The organism is Cupriavidus oxalaticus (assembly GCF_004768545.1).
In the GTDB taxonomy this organism is placed as follows: domain Bacteria; phylum Pseudomonadota; class Gammaproteobacteria; order Burkholderiales; family Burkholderiaceae; genus Cupriavidus; species Cupriavidus oxalaticus_A.
Window position 1 is genome coordinate 3415737 of record NZ_CP038635.1, and the last position, 17827, is coordinate 3433563.

The window sequence follows — 17827 nt, forward strand, 5'->3', positions numbered from 1 at the left end:
TCAGCCGGGCTTTTTGACCGCCTTGCGGCGGGCATTCACTACTGCGAGATCAGGCGTTGTCGCCTTCACCCTCGGTCGTCGCCTGCACCACCGGCGGCGGCTCGATGAAGAGCGACTGCTCTTCTTCGGCGATCGCCTGGGCGCGTTCGCGCTCGGAGGCCTCGCGCGCCTTGCGGGCACGGTGGTAGGCCAGGCCGGTACCGGCCGGGATCAGACGACCCACGATCACGTTTTCCTTCAGACCACGCAGGTCATCGGTCTTGCCCATGATCGCGGCTTCGGTCAGCACGCGCGTGGTTTCCTGGAACGATGCCGCCGAGATGAAGCTGTCGGTCGACAGCGACGCCTTGGTAATACCCAGCAGCAGGTTCTCGTAGGTTGCCGGACGCTTGCCTTCGGCGATCACGCGGTCGTTCTCGTCGAGCAGTTCCGAGCGCTCCACCTGTTCACCCGGGATGAACTTGGTGTCGCCCACATCGGCGATCTGCACACGACGCAGCATCTGGCGAACGATCACCTCGATGTGCTTGTCGTTGATCTTCACGCCCTGCAGACGGTACACGTCCTGCACTTCGTCCACGATGTAGTGCGCCAGCTCTTCGATGCCCTTCAGGCGCAGGATGTCGTGCGGGTCCGCCGGACCTTCCACGATCATTTCGCCCTTGTTCACCACCTGGCCGTCGTGCACCAGCACCTGCTTTTCCTTAGCGATCAAGAACTCGTGGGCATTGCCGTCCAGGTCAGTGATGACCAGGCGCTGCTTGCCCTTGGTGTCCTTGCCGAACGAGGTCGTGCCCGTGACTTCCGCCAGCACGGCGGCGTCCTTCGGCGAACGCGCTTCGAACAGCTCGGCCACACGCGGCAGACCACCGGTAATGTCGCGGGTCTTCTGCGATTCGGTCGGGATACGTGCGAGCACTTCACCCACGTGCACCTGCTGGCCGTCCTTCACGGTAATCAGCGCGCCGACCTGGAAGCCGATGGTCACGGAGTGGTCCGTGCCCGGGATCTTCACTTCCTGGCCGTTGGCGTCGAGCAGCTTCACCTGCGGGCGGATGCCCTTGGTTGCAGCCGTGCGGCGCTTGGCGTCGATCACCACCAGGGTCGACAGGCCGGTCACTTCGTCCATCTGCTTGGCGACGGTCACGCCTTCTTCGACGTTCTCGAACTTCGTCGTACCGGTGTATTCCGAGACGATCGGGCGAGTCAGTGCATCCCACGTGGCCAGCTGCGTGCCAGCCTTGATGGCCTGGCCGTCCTGCACCAGCAGCGTCGCGCCGTACGGGATCTTGTGGCGCTCGCGCTCGCGGCCGTGGTCGTCGGTGATCAGCGCCTCGCCCGAACGCGAGATGACGATCAGTTCGCCCTTCGCATTGGTGACGTAGCGCATGGTCGCCGTGAAACGCACGGTACCGGTTGCCTTCGCTTCCACGCTCGATGCCACCGCCGCACGCGATGCCGCACCACCGATGTGGAACGTACGCATGGTCAGCTGCGTGCCCGGCTCACCGATCGACTGGGCGGCAATCACGCCAACCGCTTCGCCGGAGTTCACCATCACGCCGCGGCCGAGGTCGCGGCCGTAGCACTTGGCGCACAGGCCGTAGCGCGTGTCGCACGACAGCGGGGTGCGGACCTTGACTTCGTCCACGCCGATGTTGTCGATCAGCTCGACCAGGTCTTCGTCCAGCAGCGTGCCGGATTCGATCGCGGTTTCCTGGGTTTCCGGGTTCACCACGTCGGCCACGGTCACACGGCCGAGGATACGGTCGCGCAGGGCTTCGATCACTTCACCGCCTTCGACCAGGGCCTTCATGGCCACGCCGTTGGAGGTGCCGCAATCGTCTTCCACCACGACCAGATCCTGGGTCACGTCGACCAGACGACGGGTCAGGTAACCCGAGTTCGCGGTCTTCAGTGCCGTATCCGCCAGACCCTTACGGGCACCGTGGGTCGAGATGAAGTACTGCAGAACGTTCAGGCCTTCACGGAAGTTCGCCGTAATCGGCGTTTCAATGATCGAGCCATCCGGCTTGGCCATCAGGCCACGCATACCGGCCAGCTGGCGGATCTGCGCCGCGGAACCCCGTGCGCCCGAGTCGGCCATCATGTAGATGGAGTTGAACGACTCTTGCTTCACGGTCTTGCCATCGCGGTCGACCACGTCTTCGTGCTGGAGCTGCTCCATCATCGCCTTGCCCACCTGGTCGCCGGCGGCGCCCCAGATGTCCACGACGTTGTTGTAGCGTTCCTGGTCGGTCACCAGACCCGACATGTACTGCTTGTCGTATTCCTTCACCTTGGCCGAGGCCTCGGCGATGATCTTCTCCTTGGCGGGCGGCACCAGCATGTCGTCGATCGCGATCGAGATACCGGCGCGGGTTGCCAGGCGGAAGCCCGACTGCAGCAGCTTGTCGGCGAAGATCACGGTCTCGCGCAGGCCGCACTTGCGGAACGCCGTGTTGATCAGGCGCGAGATTTCCTTCTTCTTGAGCGGCTTGTTCAGCACCGAGAACGGCAGGCCCTTCGGCAGGATCTCGGACAGGATCGCGCGGCCGACCGTGGTGGCCTGCAGCGTGATCTTGGGTGCGAAACGGGCGTCGCCTTCGGCGTCCTTGTCGACAAGCTCATACTCGGTGATACGCACGTTCACGCGGGAAGCCAGCTCGACTTCCTTGTTCTCGTAGGCGCGGATCACTTCGCTGATGTCGGCAAAGGTCATGCCCTCGCCGCGGCCGTTGATCTTGTCGCGGGTCGTGTAGTACAGACCCAGCACCACGTCTTGCGACGGCACGATCGACGGGTCGCCGTTGGCCGGGAACAGCACGTTGTTGGAGGCCAGCATCAGGGTGCGGGCTTCCATCTGCGCTTCCAGCGACAGCGGGACGTGGACAGCCATCTGGTCACCGTCGAAGTCAGCGTTGAACGCCGCGCAGACCAGCGGGTGCAGCTGGATGGCCTTGCCTTCGATCAGCACCGGCTCGAACGCCTGGATACCCAGGCGGTGCAGCGTCGGCGCCCGGTTCAGCATCACCGGGTGCTCGCGGATCACCTCTTCGAGGATGTCCCACACCACCGGGGTCTGGCTTTCGACTTCCTTCTTCGCCGCCTTGATGGTGGTGGCGATGCCCATCGTTTCCAGCTTGTGGAAGATGAAGGGCTTGAACAGCTCGAGCGCCATCAGCTTGGGCAGGCCGCACTGGTGCAGCTTGAGCGTCGGGCCCACCACGATGACCGAACGGCCCGAGTAGTCGACGCGCTTGCCCAGCAGGTTCTGACGGAAACGGCCGCCCTTGCCCTTGATCATTTCGGCCAGGGACTTCAGCGGACGCTTGTTGGCGCCGGTCATCGCCTTGCCGCGACGGCCGTTGTCCAGCAGCGAGTCAACCGCTTCCTGCAGCATGCGCTTTTCGTTGCGCACGATGATCTCAGGCGCCTTCAGCTCCAGCAGGCGCTTCAGGCGGTTGTTACGGTTGATGACGCGGCGATACAGGTCGTTCAGGTCCGAGGTCGCGAAGCGGCCGCCGTCCAGCGGCACCAGCGGACGCAGCTCGGGCGGCAGCACCGGCAGCACTTCGAGGATCATCCACTCGGGCTTGATGCCCGAACGCTGGAAGGCCTCGAGCACCTTCAGGCGCTTGGCGAATTTCTTGATCTTGGCTTCGGAACCGGTGGCCTGCAGCTCGGCGCGGATCTGTTCGATCTGCTTCTCGATGTCGATGCCGCGCAGCAGTTCACGGATGCCCTCGGCACCCATCATGGCGACGAACTCGCCCTCGCCGTACTCGTCGCACTTCGCCAGGTAGTCGTCTTCCGACATGATCTGGCTCTTCTTGAGCGGGGTCATGCCGGGCTCGAGCACCACGAATGCTTCGAAGTACAGTACGCGCTCGATGTCGCGCAGCGTCATGTCCAGGACCATGCCCAGGCGCGACGGCAGCGACTTCAGGAACCAGATGTGCGCGGTCGGCGCGGCCAGTTCGATGTGGCCCATGCGCTCGCGGCGCACCTTGGCCAGCGTCACTTCAACGCCGCACTTCTCGCAGATCACGCCGCGGTGCTTCAGGCGCTTGTACTTGCCGCACAGGCACTCGTAGTCCTTGATCGGGCCAAAGATCTTGGCGCAGAACAAGCCGTCGCGTTCCGGCTTGAACGTACGGTAGTTGATCGTTTCCGGCTTCTTCACTTCGCCGTACGACCACGAACGGATCTTCTCGGGCGAGGCCAGGCCGATCTTGATCGCGTCGAACTGCTCTTCCTGCTGTACCTGCTTAAAGAGATCGAGCAATGCTTTCATTGCAACTCCTTGTTTCGCCGCCGCTCCGGAGTCTGTCCGGTGCCGCGGCATTCAATCCTGTGGGAAATCCTGCGCTGGTGGGTGCCCGCCGTGGCTGGCACCCGCATCGTCTCGATCAGTAGCGATCGAGGTCGATGTCGATACCCAGCGAGCGAATTTCCTTCACCAGCACGTTGAACGATTCCGGCATGCCGGCATCGATCGAGTGCTCGCCCTTGACGATGTTCTCGTACACCTTGGTACGGCCGTTCACGTCATCGGACTTGACCGTCAGCATTTCCTGCAGCACGTAGGACGCGCCGTAGGCTTCCAGTGCCCACACTTCCATCTCACCGAAACGCTGGCCACCGAACTGGGCCTTACCGCCCAGCGGCTGCTGCGTCACCAGCGAGTACGGGCCGGTGGAACGTGCGTGCATCTTGTCGTCGACCAGGTGGTGCAGCTTCAGCATGTGCATCACACCCAGCGTGACCGGACGCTCGAACGCTTCGCCGGTGCGGCCGTCGTGCAGCGTGACCTGCTGCTTGGAAGCCGTCAGGCCCTTCTCGGCGGCGATCTCGTCCGGGTAGGCCAGGTCGAGCATGCGCTTGATTTCCTTCTCGTGCGCACCGTCGAACACCGGCGTCGCGAACGGCACGCCCTTCTTCAGGTTGTGCGCCAGTTCCAGCACTTCGGCGTCGCTCAGGCTGTCCAGGTCTTCCGGCTTGCCGCTCTCGTTGTAGATCTGCGAGAGCAGCGTGCGCAGTTCCTGCGCCTTGGCCGAGGCCTTGAGCATGTCGCCGATGCGCTGGCCCAGGCCGCGCGCGGCCCAGCCCAGGTGGGTTTCCAGGATCTGGCCCACGTTCATCCGCGACGGCACGCCCAGCGGGTTCAGCACGATGTCGGCCGGGGTACCGTCCGCCATGTACGGCATGTCTTCGATCGGGACGATCTTCGACACCACACCCTTGTTACCGTGACGGCCTGCCATCTTGTCGCCAGGCTGCAGGCGGCGCTTGACGGCCAGGTAGACCTTGACCATCTTGATCACGCCCGGCGGCAGTTCGTCGCCCTGCGTCAGCTTCTTGCGCTTCTCTTCGAAGGCCAGGTCGAACTCGTGGCGCTTCTGCTCGATGGCTTCCTTGACGGCTTCCAGCTGGGCAGCCAGTTCCTCGTCGGCCGGACGGATGTCGAACCAGTGGTACTTGTCGACGTCAGCCAGGTATTCCTTGGTGATCTTGGCGCCCTTGGCCAGCTTCTTCGGACCGCCGTTGACGGTCTTGTCGATCAGCAGGCGCTCCAGACGCTGGAAGGCATCGCCTTCCACGATACGCAGCTGGTCGTTCAGGTCCAGGCGGTAGCGCTTCAGCTCGTCGTCGATGATCGACTGGGCGCGCTTGTCGCGGGTCACGCCTTCGCGGGTGAACACCTGGACGTCGATCACGATGCCGCTCATGCCCGACGGCACGCGCAGCGAGGTGTCCTTCACGTCCGATGCCTTCTCGCCGAAGATCGCGCGCAGCAGCTTCTCTTCCGGGGTCAGCTGGGTCTCGCCCTTCGGCGTGACCTTGCCCACCAGCACGTCGCCGGCTTCAACCTCGGCGCCGATGTAGGTGATGCCCGACTCGTCCAGGCGAGCCAGCTGGGCTTCGGCCAGGTTCGAGATATCGCGCGTGATTTCCTCAGGTCCCAGCTTGGTGTCGCGGGCAACGACCGACAGTTCCTCGATGTGGATCGAGGTATAGCGGTCTTCGGCCACCACACGCTCCGAGATCAGGATCGAATCCTCGAAGTTGTAGCCGTTCCACGGCATGAACGCCACCAGCATGTTCTGGCCCAGTGCCAGCTCGCCCAGGTCGGTCGAGGCGCCGTCGGCAATCACGTCGCCGCGGGCAACGTGGTCGCCGACCTTCACCATCGGACGCTGGTTGATGTTGGTGTTCTGGTTCGAGCGCGTGTACTTGATCAGGTTGTAGATGTCCACGCCGACTTCACCGGCCACGGCTTCGTCGTCGTTCACGCGGATCACGATACGCATCGCGTCGACGTAGTCGACCACGCCGCCACGCATCGCCTGCACGGCCGTACCCGAGTCGACCGCCACGGTGCGCTCGATACCGGTACCGACCAGCGGCTTGTCCGGACGCAGGCAAGGCACGGCCTGACGCTGCATGTTCGCGCCCATCAGTGCACGGTTCGCGTCATCGTGTTCCAGGAACGGCACCAGCGAGGCAGCGGCCGACACGATCTGCGACGGCGCCACGTCGATGTACTGCACGCGGTCCGGCGTCACCATACGGGTTTCACGCTCGGAGCCTTCGCGCGCCGACACCAGTTCGTCGGTCAGGTTGCCGTCGGCGTCGACGGTCGCGTTGGCCTGCGCCACCACGTACTTGCCTTCCTCGATCGCGGACAGGTAGTCGACCTGGTCGGTCAGCTTGCTGTTCTCGACCTTGCGGTACGGGGTTTCCAGGAAGCCATACTCGTTCAGGCGCGCGTAAAGTGCCAGCGAGTTGATCAGGCCAATGTTCGGACCTTCCGGCGTTTCGATCGGGCACACGCGGCCGTAGTGGGTCGGGTGCACGTCGCGGACTTCAAAGCCTGCGCGCTCGCGGGTCAGACCGCCCGGGCCCAGTGCGGAGACACGGCGCTTGTGCGTGATCTCGGACAGCGGGTTGGTCTGGTCCATGAACTGTGACAGCTGCGACGAACCGAAGAACTCGCGGATCGCCGACGAGATCGGCTTCGAGTTGATCAGGTCGTGCGGCATCAGGTTCTCGGTCTCGGCCTGGCCCAGACGTTCCTTGACGGCGCGCTCCACACGCGACAGGCCGGCGCGGAACTGGTTTTCGGCCAGTTCGCCGACGCAACGCACGCGACGGTTGCCCAGGTGGTCGATGTCATCGACCTCGCCCTTGCCGTTGCGCAGGTTGACCAGGATCTTGATGGTCTCGAGGATGTCCTCGTCCTGCAGCACCATGGCGCCTTCACCGCTGGGGCGGCCCAGGCGGCTGTTGACCTTCATGCGGCCAACGCGCGACAGGTCGTACGATTCTTCGCTGTAGAACAGGCGCTGGAACAGCGCTTCCACGGCTTCTTCGGTCGGCGGCTCGCCCGGGCGCATCATGCGGTAGATCGCGATACGCGCAGCGGTCTGGTCGGCGGTCTCGTCCACGCGCAGGGTCTGCGACATGTACGGGCCCTGGTCCAGATCGTTGGTGTACAGGGTCTGGATCTGCTTGACACCGGCTTCGCGCAGGTTTTCCAGCAGCGTTTCGGTCAGCTCGTCGTTGGCGTTGGCAATCACCTCGCCGGTATCCGGGTCGATGATGTTCTTGGCCAGCACGCGGCCCAGCAGGTAGTCTTCCGGCACGCTGATCAGCTTGGTGCCGGCCGAGTCCAGGTCGCGGATATGCTTGGCGTTGATCCGCTTGTCCTTCTCGACCACCACGCGGCCGTTCTTGTCGGCGATGTCGAAGCGCGCGACTTCACCGCGCAGGCGCTCGGGCACGAACTCCAGCTGCGCGCCTTCCGACTGCAGCGTGAAGTTGTCGAACACGAAGAAGTGCGCGAGGATCTGTTCCGGGGTCAGGCCGATCGACTTCAGCAGGATCGTCACCGGCATCTTGCGGCGGCGGTCGACGCGGAAGTACAGGATGTCCTTCGGGTCGAACTCGAAGTCCAGCCACGAACCGCGGTAGGGGATGATACGGGCCGAGAACAGCAGCTTGCCCGAGCTGTGGGTCTTGCCCTTGTCGTGCTCGAAGAACACGCCCGGCGAGCGGTGCAGCTGCGAGACGATGACACGCTCGGTGCCGTTGATCACGAACGAACCGGTGGAAGTCATCAGGGGGATCTCACCCATGTAGACTTCCTGCTCCTTCACTTCCTTGACCTTGCCCGGGTTCTCGCGATCGTTGATGATCAGGCGAACCTTGGCGCGCAGGGCCGAGTGGAAGGTCAGGCCACGCTGCTGACATTCCTTGACGTCGAACGGCGGGTTGGACAGGTGATACGAGACGAACTCCATACGGGCGAGCCCGTTATGCGAAGAGATCGGGAAGATTGCGTTGAATGCGGCCTGGAGGCCTTCGCTCTTGCGACGCGCGGTCGGCGTTTCCGCTTGCAAGAACTGGGTGTAGGATTCAATCTGAGTGGCAAGCAGGAATGGAACCTGATGTACCGTCGCGCGCTTCGCAAAACTTTTGCGAATGCGCTTCTTTTCGGTGAAGCTGTACGCCATGGGATCTCCGAATCATCGCAGGACGGCTGGACCTGGCCGCGCCTGAGGTGTTCAGCGACTGGGAGGGGATTTGGCGGTTGGCCGCTACCAACCTCTGGCTGACGGTGTCCGCACGCTGCGGGCGGTGTGGTCGTCGCATCAGCGCAACGCCTGCACTCGCCCGGGGGACACCCGACCAAACTTGTCTTCTGCAGTCGGTTCAGAAGACAAACATCAGCAGCAACCACTTAGTGTGCCACTGATGTTTGGCCTCTGCTGAGTTGCCGGCAAATGAAGTGGTGCCGGGACCCGCAAACATCACATTTTGTAACTTTGCCGCTGTGCCGAGTGGTGACTAAAACACAATCGCACAAGCGCAAAAAGGCTGGCGCCGGGAATTTCCCTTTGCCAGCCCCATTCGCGTGCCGCAAGGGCACGCGAGTACAACATTACTTGACGTCGACCTTGGCGCCGGCGTCTTCCAGCTTCTTCTTGGCTTCGGCAGCAGCGGCCTTGTCCACGCCTTCCTTGACGGGCTTCGGTGCGCCATCGACCAGGTCCTTGGCTTCCTTCAGGCCCAGACCGGTGATTTCGCGAACGGCCTTGATCACGCCAACCTTGTTGGCGCCGACTTCGGCCAGGATCACGTTGAACTCGGTCTGCTCTTCAGCAGCGGCGGCACCGCCAGCGCCCGGAGCAGCAGCCACGGCCATGGCAGCAGCCGACACGCCAAACTTCTCTTCGAACGCCTTGACCAGGTCGTTCAGTTCCATCACGGACATCGCGCCAACGGCTTCCAGGATGTCGTCTTTGGTGATTGCCATTTGAAATACTCCTACTAGATTTGATTCGGTATCGGTAATGCGATCTTTCGATGCGCGGCCTGGATTGCCTTAGGCGCCGGCGGCTTCCGCTTCCGCGGGAGCGCCTTCTTCCTTCTTGGCGGCCAGGGCAGCCAGCAGACGGGCGAAGCCCGACACCGGTGCCTGCATCACGCCCAGCAGCTGAGCAATCAGTTCGTCGCGGGTCGGGATCGAGGCCAGCGCCTTCACGGCGGCAGCGTCGAGAACCTTGCCGTCATACGACCCGGCGCGCAGGACCAGCTTGTCGTTGGTCTTGGCGAAGTCGTTCAGAACCTTGGCCGAGGCCACTGCATCTTCGGAAATACCGTAGATCAGCGGACCGGTCATCTGCTCTGCGAGGCCTGCAAACGGCGTACCTTCGACGGCACGGCGAGCCAGCGTGTTCTTCAGAACACGCAGGTACACGCCTTGCTGGCGAGCGGCAGCACGCAGCTTGGTCAGATCGCCAACCGCAATGCCGCGATATTCGGCGACGACGATGGTCTGGGCCTTGGCGACTTGCGCCGAGACCTCAGCAACGACGGCCTTCTTATCTTCAATATTGAGTGGCACGGTTAAGCTCCAAAATGACGCTGGGTCTCCGGCTATACCGGAGCCTTCACGTCAGCACAAACGAACGGCGTCCGATTGGCCCGAATCACCCGGGTCAGTGCCCGGTTGCTTCAATCCCTTCGGGTGCGCCATCTGCGCTGGCTGGCCGGAAGACGTCGCTCAGGCATGAAGCCTTGCCGCACGTTCCGACCGATTAAGCCCTTTCCGCATCACTGCCGCGGACAAGGACACCAGCGGTCTTTGATAACCAGCGATGCCTGCCGATGCTTGCGCATCCAGCGAGCACCGCTGCCCAAAGCCATGCTCCATCCCTTGCGGTCCGGAGACGACCCTCGCCATTGGCCAGGGTCTTCAATTCTTTTTGCCGACCGGTGTTATCGGGTGCCGGTCAGCAATTTGCCGTCAGCTCAGGCAGCCAGCGTAGCCTGGTCGACACGCACGCCGACGCCCATGGTCGACGAAACAGCGATCTTGCGCAGGTACACGCCCTTGCTGGTGGCCGGCTTGGCCTTGACCAGCGCGTCCAGCAGCGCCGACAGGTTGCTCTTCAGCGCGGCGTCTTCGAACGAACGGCGGCCGATGGTGGCGTGGATGATACCGGCCTTGTCGACACGGAACTGGACCTGACCGGCCTTGGCGTTCTTCACGGCCTGGGCCACGTCGGGGGTCACGGTACCGACCTTCGGGTTCGGCATCAGGCCGCGCGGGCCCAGGATCTGGCCCAGCGTACCGACGATACGCATCGTGTCCGGCGAAGCGATCACGACGTCGAAGTTCAGGTTGCCAGCCTTGACTTGCTCGGCCAGATCTTCCATGCCGACGATATCGGCACCGGCGGCCTTGGCGGCCTCGGCCTTGTCGCCCTGGGCGAACACAGCCACGCGCACCGACTTGCCGGTACCGGCGGGCAGCACCACGGAACCACGAACCACCTGGTCCGACTTTTTGGCGTCGATACCCAGTTGCACGGCCACGTCGATCGACTCGTCGAACTTCGCCGAGGCGCAGCCCTTCACCAGGCCCAGGGCCTCGTCGATCGGGTAGAACTTGGTACGCTCGATCTTCGCCTTGTTGGCGGCGACGCGCTTGGAAACCTTAGCCATTTACAGACCCTCCACGGTGATGCCCATCGAACGAGCCGAACCGGCGATGGTACGCACGGCGGCGTCCAGGTCGGCGGCGGTCAGGTCAGCGTTCTTGGCCTTGGCGATTTCTTCAGCTTGGGCGCGGGTGATCTTGCCAACCTTATCGGTATGGGGCTTCGGCGAACCCTTGGTGATGCCGGCTGCCTTCTTGATCAGCACGGTCGCAGGCGGCGACTTCATCACGAAGGTGAAGCTCTTGTCGGCGAAGGCGGTAATCACCACCGGCACCGGCAGACCAGGCTCCATGCCTTGGGTCTGGGCATTGAACGCCTTGCAGAACTCCATGATGTTCAGACCACGCTGACCCAGTGCGGGACCAACGGGCGGGGAGGGATTTGCCTTACCAGCCGGAATCTGCAGCTTGATAAAGCCAATGATCTTCTTGGCCATCTCTACTCCAATCCGGATCGCTCCACTCGGGGAAGACGATCCTGTTGAGTCGTAACGCGCTGTCGCCGCACCGGTGGCACGGCCTCACGCTCCTCTTTGGCAACGCCCTGGGACACTGCCGTTGCCAGTTGCCGCCCTCTCGGCCGACAACCGGCAAATTCCTTAAACCTTCTCGACCTGGCCGAATTCGAGTTCGACCGGCGTTGCACGTCCGAAGATGGTGACCGAGACGCGCAGGCGCGATTTCTCGTAGTTCACTTCTTCCACGTTGCCGTTGAAATCGGTGAACGGGCCGTCCTTGACGCGCACCATTTCGCCCACTTCGAACAGCGTCTTGGGACGCGGCTTCTCGACCCCTTCCTGCATCTGGGTCATGATCTTGTCGACTTCGCGCTGCGAAATCGGGCTCGGGCGGTTGCGTGCGCCGCCCACGAAACCAGTGACCTTGCTGGTGTTCTTCACCAGGTGCCAGGTTTCGTCGGTCATTTCCATTTCCACCAGCACGTAGCCCGGGAAGAAACGACGCTCGGTGACCGACTTGTGGCCGCCCTTGATTTCCACGACTTCTTCGGACGGCACCAGGATGCGGCCAAACTTGTCCTGCATCTCGGCGCGCTCGATGCGCTCCTGCAGCGCGCGCTGCACGCTCTTCTCCATGCCGGAGTAGGCATGCACGACATACCAGCGCTTCTTCGACGAAGGCGATTCCGGCGCGGTGGTTTCCTGCTGAGCGTTATCGGTCATGTGCTACCTCTTATTTCCAGCCCAGCACGAGCGAGAACACAACCCACTCGATGAGCTTGTCCGCCGACCACAAGAACAGTGCCATCACTACGACGAAGACAAACACCAGGCCCGTCATCTGTCCGGCTTCCTTGCGCGTCGGCCAGACGACCTTGCGAACTTCCCGATACGATTCCTTGGCGAACCCAATGAAGTCCTTGCCCGGTGCCGACACCAGTGCAACGACGACACCCAGTGCAATACCGCCGAACAGCGCAGCGCCACGTACATAAGACGGTTGCTGTGCGAGTGCATAGAAACCGATGACGCCGGCAACCACCAGCAGCACCGCGACGCCGAGCATCCACTTGCCGCTGTTGGCGTTCACGGTTTCAACATTGGGATTGGCCATGTTTCGCAAACGAGACTAAGCCGCGTCACGATTGCTCCTCGCGACGCGGCTGATTGATTTGGCAGGGGCAGAGGGAATCGAACCCCCAACCTTCGGTTTTGGAGACCGACGCTCTGCCAGTTGAGCTATACCCCTAAAACTACTGAGAGCTGACGCTAGCGCCAACCCTTTCTGGCAACGAACGCGGCCGGTTGGTGCCGCGTTCGCAATCGAACAACTTAGTCGAGGATCTTTGCCACGACGCCGGCGCCGACGGTACGGCCACCTTCGCGGATAGCGAAGCGCAGGCCTTCTTCCATGGCGATCGGGGCGATCAGCTTGACGGTGATCGACACGTTGTCACCCGGCATGACCATTTCCTTGTCCTTCGGCAGCTCGATCGAGCCGGTCACGTCGGTCGTACGGAAGTAGAACTGCGGGCGGTAGTTGTTGAAGAACGGGGTGTGACGGCCGCCTTCGTCCTTCGACAGGATGTACACCTCGCCGGTGAAGTGCGTGTGCGGCTTGATCGAACCCGGCTTGCACAGCACCTGGCCGCGCTCGACGTCTTCACGCTTGGTGCCGCGCAGCAGCAGACCGACGTTGTCGCCAGCCTGGCCCTGGTCCAGCAGCTTGCGGAACATTTCCACGCCGGTGCAGGTGGTCTTCACGGTCGGGCGGATACCGACGATTTCGATTTCTTCGCCGACCTTGATGATGCCGCGCTCGATACGGCCGGTCACCACGGTGCCGCGACCCGAGATCGAGAACACGTCTTCCACCGGCATCAGGAAGGTACCGTCAACGGCACGCTCCGGCGTCGGGATGTAGGTGTCCAGCGCGTCGGCCAGGCGCATGATGGCTTCTTCGCCCAGGTCGCCCTTGTCGCCTTCCAGGGCCAGCTTGGCCGAACCCTTGATGATCGGGGTGTCGTCGCCGGGGAACTCGTACTTGCTCAGCAGCTCGCGAACTTCCATCTCGACCAGCTCGAGCAGTTCAGCGTCGTCCACCATGTCGCACTTGTTCAGGAACACGATGATGTACGGCACGCCAACCTGACGGGCCAGCAGGATGTGCTCGCGCGTCTGCGGCATCGGGCCGTCAGCGGCCGAGCACACCAGGATCGCGCCGTCCATCTGGGCGGCACCCGTGATCATGTTCTTCACGTAGTCGGCGTGGCCCGGGCAGTCAACGTGCGCGTAGTGGCGGTTGGCCGTCTCGTACTCGACGTGGGCGGTATTGATGGTAATACCGCGTGCCTTCTCTTCCGGCGCTGCGTCGATTTCGTCGTACTTCTTGGCGGCACCGCCGAACTTGGCAGCCAGCACCGTGGCGATCGCTGCGGTCAGCGTGGTCTTGCCATGGTCAACGTGACCAATCGTACCAACGTTCACGTGCGGCTTGGTCCGCTCGAACTTTTCCTTTGCCATTGCGCGACTCCTGTCTCGGTAGCGATGATGCCAGTGCGGTGGTGTTTGGTGCCCATGGGCAGGATCGAACTGCCGACCTCTCCCTTACCAAGGGAGTGCTCTACCACTGAGCCACATGGGCGAAACTAGACGTACTACTTTATGACAACAACCGCGCGACTGGAGCGGGTGAAGGGAATCGAACCCTCGTCGTAAGCTTGGAAGGCTTCTGCTCTACCATTGAGCTACACCCGCCCGGTTCTTTCCTGCTTCTTCACCGGCATTGCCGGCTGCTGTCTTGCATTCTGGTGGAGAGGGCTGGATTCGAACCAGCGTAGGCGTAAGCCAACAGATTTACAGTCTGCCCCCTTTAGCCACTCGGGCACCTCTCCGCAGAGAACTATCGATTATGGGGCTGTTCACCTCGCCTGTCAAGCACTTTCCGTTGCGGATGCTGTACTTGTTTCAGGCCAGGGAAGGCGTTCCAGCGTGGCGCTTGATGCCGCCTGATCGCTCCCACAAGCGTAGATTAGATTTCTACGTTCTCACCCTATAGGGGCTTCGCAAAACGGCTCCTGGAGGCTCTGGAGCTGCCTCGTCGCGCTGTGGGGCGACACGCAATCAGCCGAGCGGAAAAGCAAAAACCCCTCGCAGCACACGCTGTCGAGGGGTTTTGCACAATAAGAGCCTGGCGATGACCTACTTTCACACGGGTAATCCGCACTATCATCGGCGCGGAGCTGTTTCACGGTCCTGTTCGGGATGGGAAGGGGTGGTTCCAGCTCGCTATGGTCACCAGGCATGAGGGGTTGTGGCGCTGGGGTTCAAGCCAGCGTCACGAATCGGGATGTAGTTGGGGTTGTGCGTATCTGGCACAGACACGATCACACACACCAGGTGAAACACACTGGTTATAGGATCAAGCCTTACGGGCAATTAGTACTGGTTAGCTTAACGCATTACTGCGCTTCCACACCCAGCCTATCAACGTCCTGGTCTCGAACGACCCTTCAAGGAGGTCAAGCCTCCAGGGAATCCTCATCTTCAGGCGAGTTTCCCGCTTAGATGCTTTCAGCGGTTATCTCTTCCGTACATAGCTACCCTGCGATGCCTCTGGCGAGACAACAGGTACACCAGCGGTACGTCCACTCCGGTCCTCTCGTACTAGGAGCAGCCCCCGTCAAGATTCCAACGCCCACGGCAGATAGGGACCAAACTGTCTCACGACGTTTTAAACCCAGCTCACGTACCTCTTTAAATGGCGAACAGCCATACCCTTGGGACCGGCTACAGCCCCAGGATGAGATGAGCCGACATCGAGGTGCCAAACACCGCCGTCGATATGAACTCTTGGGCGGTATCAGCCTGTTATCCCCAGAGTACCTTTTATCCGTTGAGCGATGGCCCTTCCATTCAGAACCACCGGATCACTATGTCCTGCTTTCGCACCTGCTCGACTTGTCGGTCTCGCAGTTAAGCACGCTTTTGCCATTGCACTTTAGGTACGATGTCCGACCGTACCAAGCGTACCTTCGAACTCCTCCGTTACACTTTGGGAGGAGACCGCCCCAGTCAAACTGCCTACCATGCACTGTCCCCGACCCGGATTCACGGGCCAAGGTTAGAACCTCAAACAAACCAGGGTGGTATTTCAAGGACGGCTCCACGTGAACTGGCGTCCACGCTTCAAAGCCTCCCACCTATCCTACACAGATCGGTTCAAAGTCCAATGCAAAGCTACAGTAAAGGTTCATGGGGTCTTTCCGTCTAGCCGCGGGGAGATTGCATCATCACAAACACTTCAACTTCGCTGAGTCTCGGGAGGAGACAGTGTGGCCATCGTTACGCCATTCGTGCAGGTCGGAACTTACCCGACAAGGAATTTCGCTACCTTAGGACCGTTATAGTTACGGCCGCCGTTTACCGGGACTTCAATCAAGAGCTTGCACCCCATCATTTAATCTTCCGGCACCGGGCAGGCGTCACACCCTATACGTCCACTTTCGTGTTTGCAGAGTGCTGTGTTTTTATTAAACAGTCGCAGCCACCATTTTATTGCAACCCCTTCACCCTTCTGGCGCAGGCCAGTCAAGCTACCAGGGCGTACCTTATCCCGAAGTTACGGTACCAATTTGCCGAGTTCCTTCTCCCGAGTTCTCTCAAGCGCCTTAGAATACTCATCTCGCCCACCTGTGTCGGTTTGCGGTACGGTCTCGTATGACTGAAGCTTAGAGGCTTTTCTTGGAACCACTTCCAATTGCTTCGCAGCACTAGGCCGCTCGCCCCACATCCTTGAATCCCGCGCCCGGATTTGCCTGAGCGCCTTCTCCAATGCAGGGACCGGGACTTCCAACACCCGGACAACCTTCCGCGATCCGTCCCCCCATCGCATCATACGACGGTGCAGGAATATTAACCTGCTTCCCATCAGCTACGCATCTCTGCCTCGCCTTAGGGGCCGACTCACCCTACGCCGATGAACGTTGCGTAGGAAACCTTGGGCTTACGGCGAGGGGGCCTTTCACCCCCTTTATCGCTACTCATGTCAGCATTCGCACTTCTGATACCTCCAGCATCCTTTACAAGACGCCTTCACAGGCTTACAGAACGCTCTCCTACCACGCACTTGCGTGCGTCCGCAGCTTCGGTATATAGCTTAGCCCCGTTACATCTTCCGCGCAGGACGACTCGATCAGTGAGCTATTACGCTTTCTTTAAAGGGTGGCTGCTTCTAAGCCAACCTCCTGACTGTTTTAGCCTTCCCACTTCGTTTCCCACTTAGCTATATTTGGGGACCTTAGCTGGCGGTCTGGGTTGTTTCCCTCTTGACACCGGACGTTAGCACCCGATGTCTGTCTCCCGTGATTGCACTCTTCGGTATTCGGAGTTTGCTATGGCGGGGTAATCAGCAATAGACCCCCCAACCATGACAGTGCTCTACCCCCGAAGGTGAGACACGAGGCACTACCTAAATAGTTTTCGGAGAGAACCAGCTATTTCCAGATTTGTTTAGCCTTTCACCCCTATCCACAGCTCATCCCCTAACTTTTCAACGTTAGTGGGTTCGGTCCTCCAGTACGTGTTACCGCACCTTCAACCTGGCCATGGATAGATCATCTGGTTTCGGGTCTACACCCAGCGACTCAACGCCCTGTTCGGACTCGCTTTCGCTACGCCTGCCCTAATCGGTTAAGCTTGCCACTGAATGTAAGTCGCTGACCCATTATACAAAAGGTACGCCGTCACCCGTTTCCAGGCTCCGACTGTTTGTATGCATGCGGTTTCAGGATCTATTTCACTCCCCTCCCGGGGTTCTTTTCGCCTTTCCCTCACGGTACTGGTTCACTATCGGTCGATCACGAGTATTTAGCCTTGGAGGATGGTCCCCCCATCTTCAGACAGGATTTCACGTGTCCCGCCCTACTTGTCGTACACCTAGTTCCACAACGCTGTTTTCGCATACAGGGCTATCACCTGCTAGGGCCGGGCTTTCCATCCCGTTCTGCTAACAACACTGCTAAAGAGTACAAGGCTGTTCCCATTTCGTTCGCCACTACTTTGGGAATCTCGGTTGATTTCTGTTCCTGCAGCTACTTAGATGTTTCAGTTCGCCGCGTTCGCTTCCCACACCTATGGATTCAGTGTGGGATGACCCATACGGGCCGGGTTTCCCCATTCGGACATCTCCGGATCAAAGCTTGTTTGCCAGCTCCCCGAAGCTTTTCGCAGGCTACCGCGTCCTTCATCGCCTGTGATCGCCAAGGCATCCACCACATGCACTTGTTCGCTTGACCCTATAACAAGTGTGTCTCAAGCTTGCGCTCATGACACCGCTCACTACAGGTTGAGTTCTCGC

Annotated in this window: 9 protein-coding genes, 4 tRNA genes and 2 rRNA genes; all 15 read right to left on the minus strand. The window is 61.0% G+C overall.

The features are described 5' to 3' along the window. Positions 1–49: 49 nt before the first annotated feature. Positions 50–4297, minus strand: coding sequence for a DNA-directed RNA polymerase subunit beta' (gene rpoC, locus E0W60_RS26645; RefSeq protein ID WP_135706078.1), 4248 nt, complete (start codon positions 4295–4297; stop codon positions 50–52). A gap of 115 nt (positions 4298–4412) precedes the next feature. Further along, positions 4413–8519, minus strand: coding sequence for a DNA-directed RNA polymerase subunit beta (rpoB, locus tag E0W60_RS26650; protein WP_133098469.1), 4107 nt, complete (start codon positions 8517–8519; stop codon positions 4413–4415). Positions 8520–8947: 428 nt separating this feature from the next. Next, on the minus strand, positions 8948–9322 hold the full coding sequence (gene rplL, locus E0W60_RS26655; protein ID WP_010810464.1) for a 50S ribosomal protein L7/L12: 375 nt from the start codon (positions 9320–9322) through the stop codon (positions 8948–8950). 69 nt (positions 9323–9391) lie between these two features. Next, positions 9392–9913, minus strand: coding sequence for a 50S ribosomal protein L10 (rplJ, locus tag E0W60_RS26660; protein WP_115660927.1), 522 nt, complete (start codon positions 9911–9913; stop codon positions 9392–9394). A gap of 407 nt (positions 9914–10320) precedes the next feature. Beyond that, positions 10321–11016, minus strand: coding sequence for a 50S ribosomal protein L1 (gene rplA, locus E0W60_RS26665; protein WP_029049799.1), 696 nt, complete (start codon positions 11014–11016; stop codon positions 10321–10323). Beyond that, positions 11017–11448 carry a 50S ribosomal protein L11 gene (gene rplK / locus E0W60_RS26670; protein WP_010810467.1) on the minus strand — a complete coding sequence of 144 codons (432 nt, stop codon included), beginning with the start codon at positions 11446–11448 and terminating at the stop codon, positions 11017–11019. A 162-nt stretch (positions 11449–11610) separates the two neighbouring features. Next, the gene (gene nusG / locus E0W60_RS26675) at positions 11611–12192 is read right to left on the minus strand and encodes a transcription termination/antitermination protein NusG (RefSeq protein ID WP_010810468.1); all 582 of its coding nucleotides are present in this window, start codon (positions 12190–12192) and stop codon (positions 11611–11613) included. Positions 12193–12202: 10 nt separating this feature from the next. Further along, entirely contained in the window at positions 12203–12583 is a 381-nt protein-coding gene (gene secE / locus E0W60_RS26680) for a preprotein translocase subunit SecE (protein ID WP_135706079.1), read from the minus strand. Positions 12584–12642: 59 nt separating this feature from the next. After that, positions 12643–12718 (minus strand) — tRNA-Trp (locus E0W60_RS26685). 83 nt (positions 12719–12801) lie between these two features. Next, entirely contained in the window at positions 12802–13992 is a 1191-nt protein-coding gene (gene tuf / locus E0W60_RS26690; RefSeq protein WP_133098639.1) for an elongation factor Tu, read from the minus strand. A 46-nt stretch (positions 13993–14038) separates the two neighbouring features. Further along, a tRNA-Thr gene (locus E0W60_RS26695) sits at positions 14039–14113 on the minus strand. Between the two features lie 39 nt (positions 14114–14152). Further along, positions 14153–14226: transfer RNA gene (locus E0W60_RS26700), tRNA-Gly, on the minus strand. Positions 14227–14277: 51 nt separating this feature from the next. Continuing rightward, positions 14278–14363 (minus strand) — tRNA-Tyr (locus E0W60_RS26705). Between the two features lie 294 nt (positions 14364–14657). Further along, positions 14658–14771: ribosomal RNA gene (gene rrf, locus E0W60_RS26710) — 5S ribosomal RNA — on the minus strand. Between the two features lie 115 nt (positions 14772–14886). Further along, positions 14887–17765, minus strand: a 23S ribosomal RNA gene (locus E0W60_RS26715). Between the last annotated feature and the right edge of the window lie 62 nt (positions 17766–17827).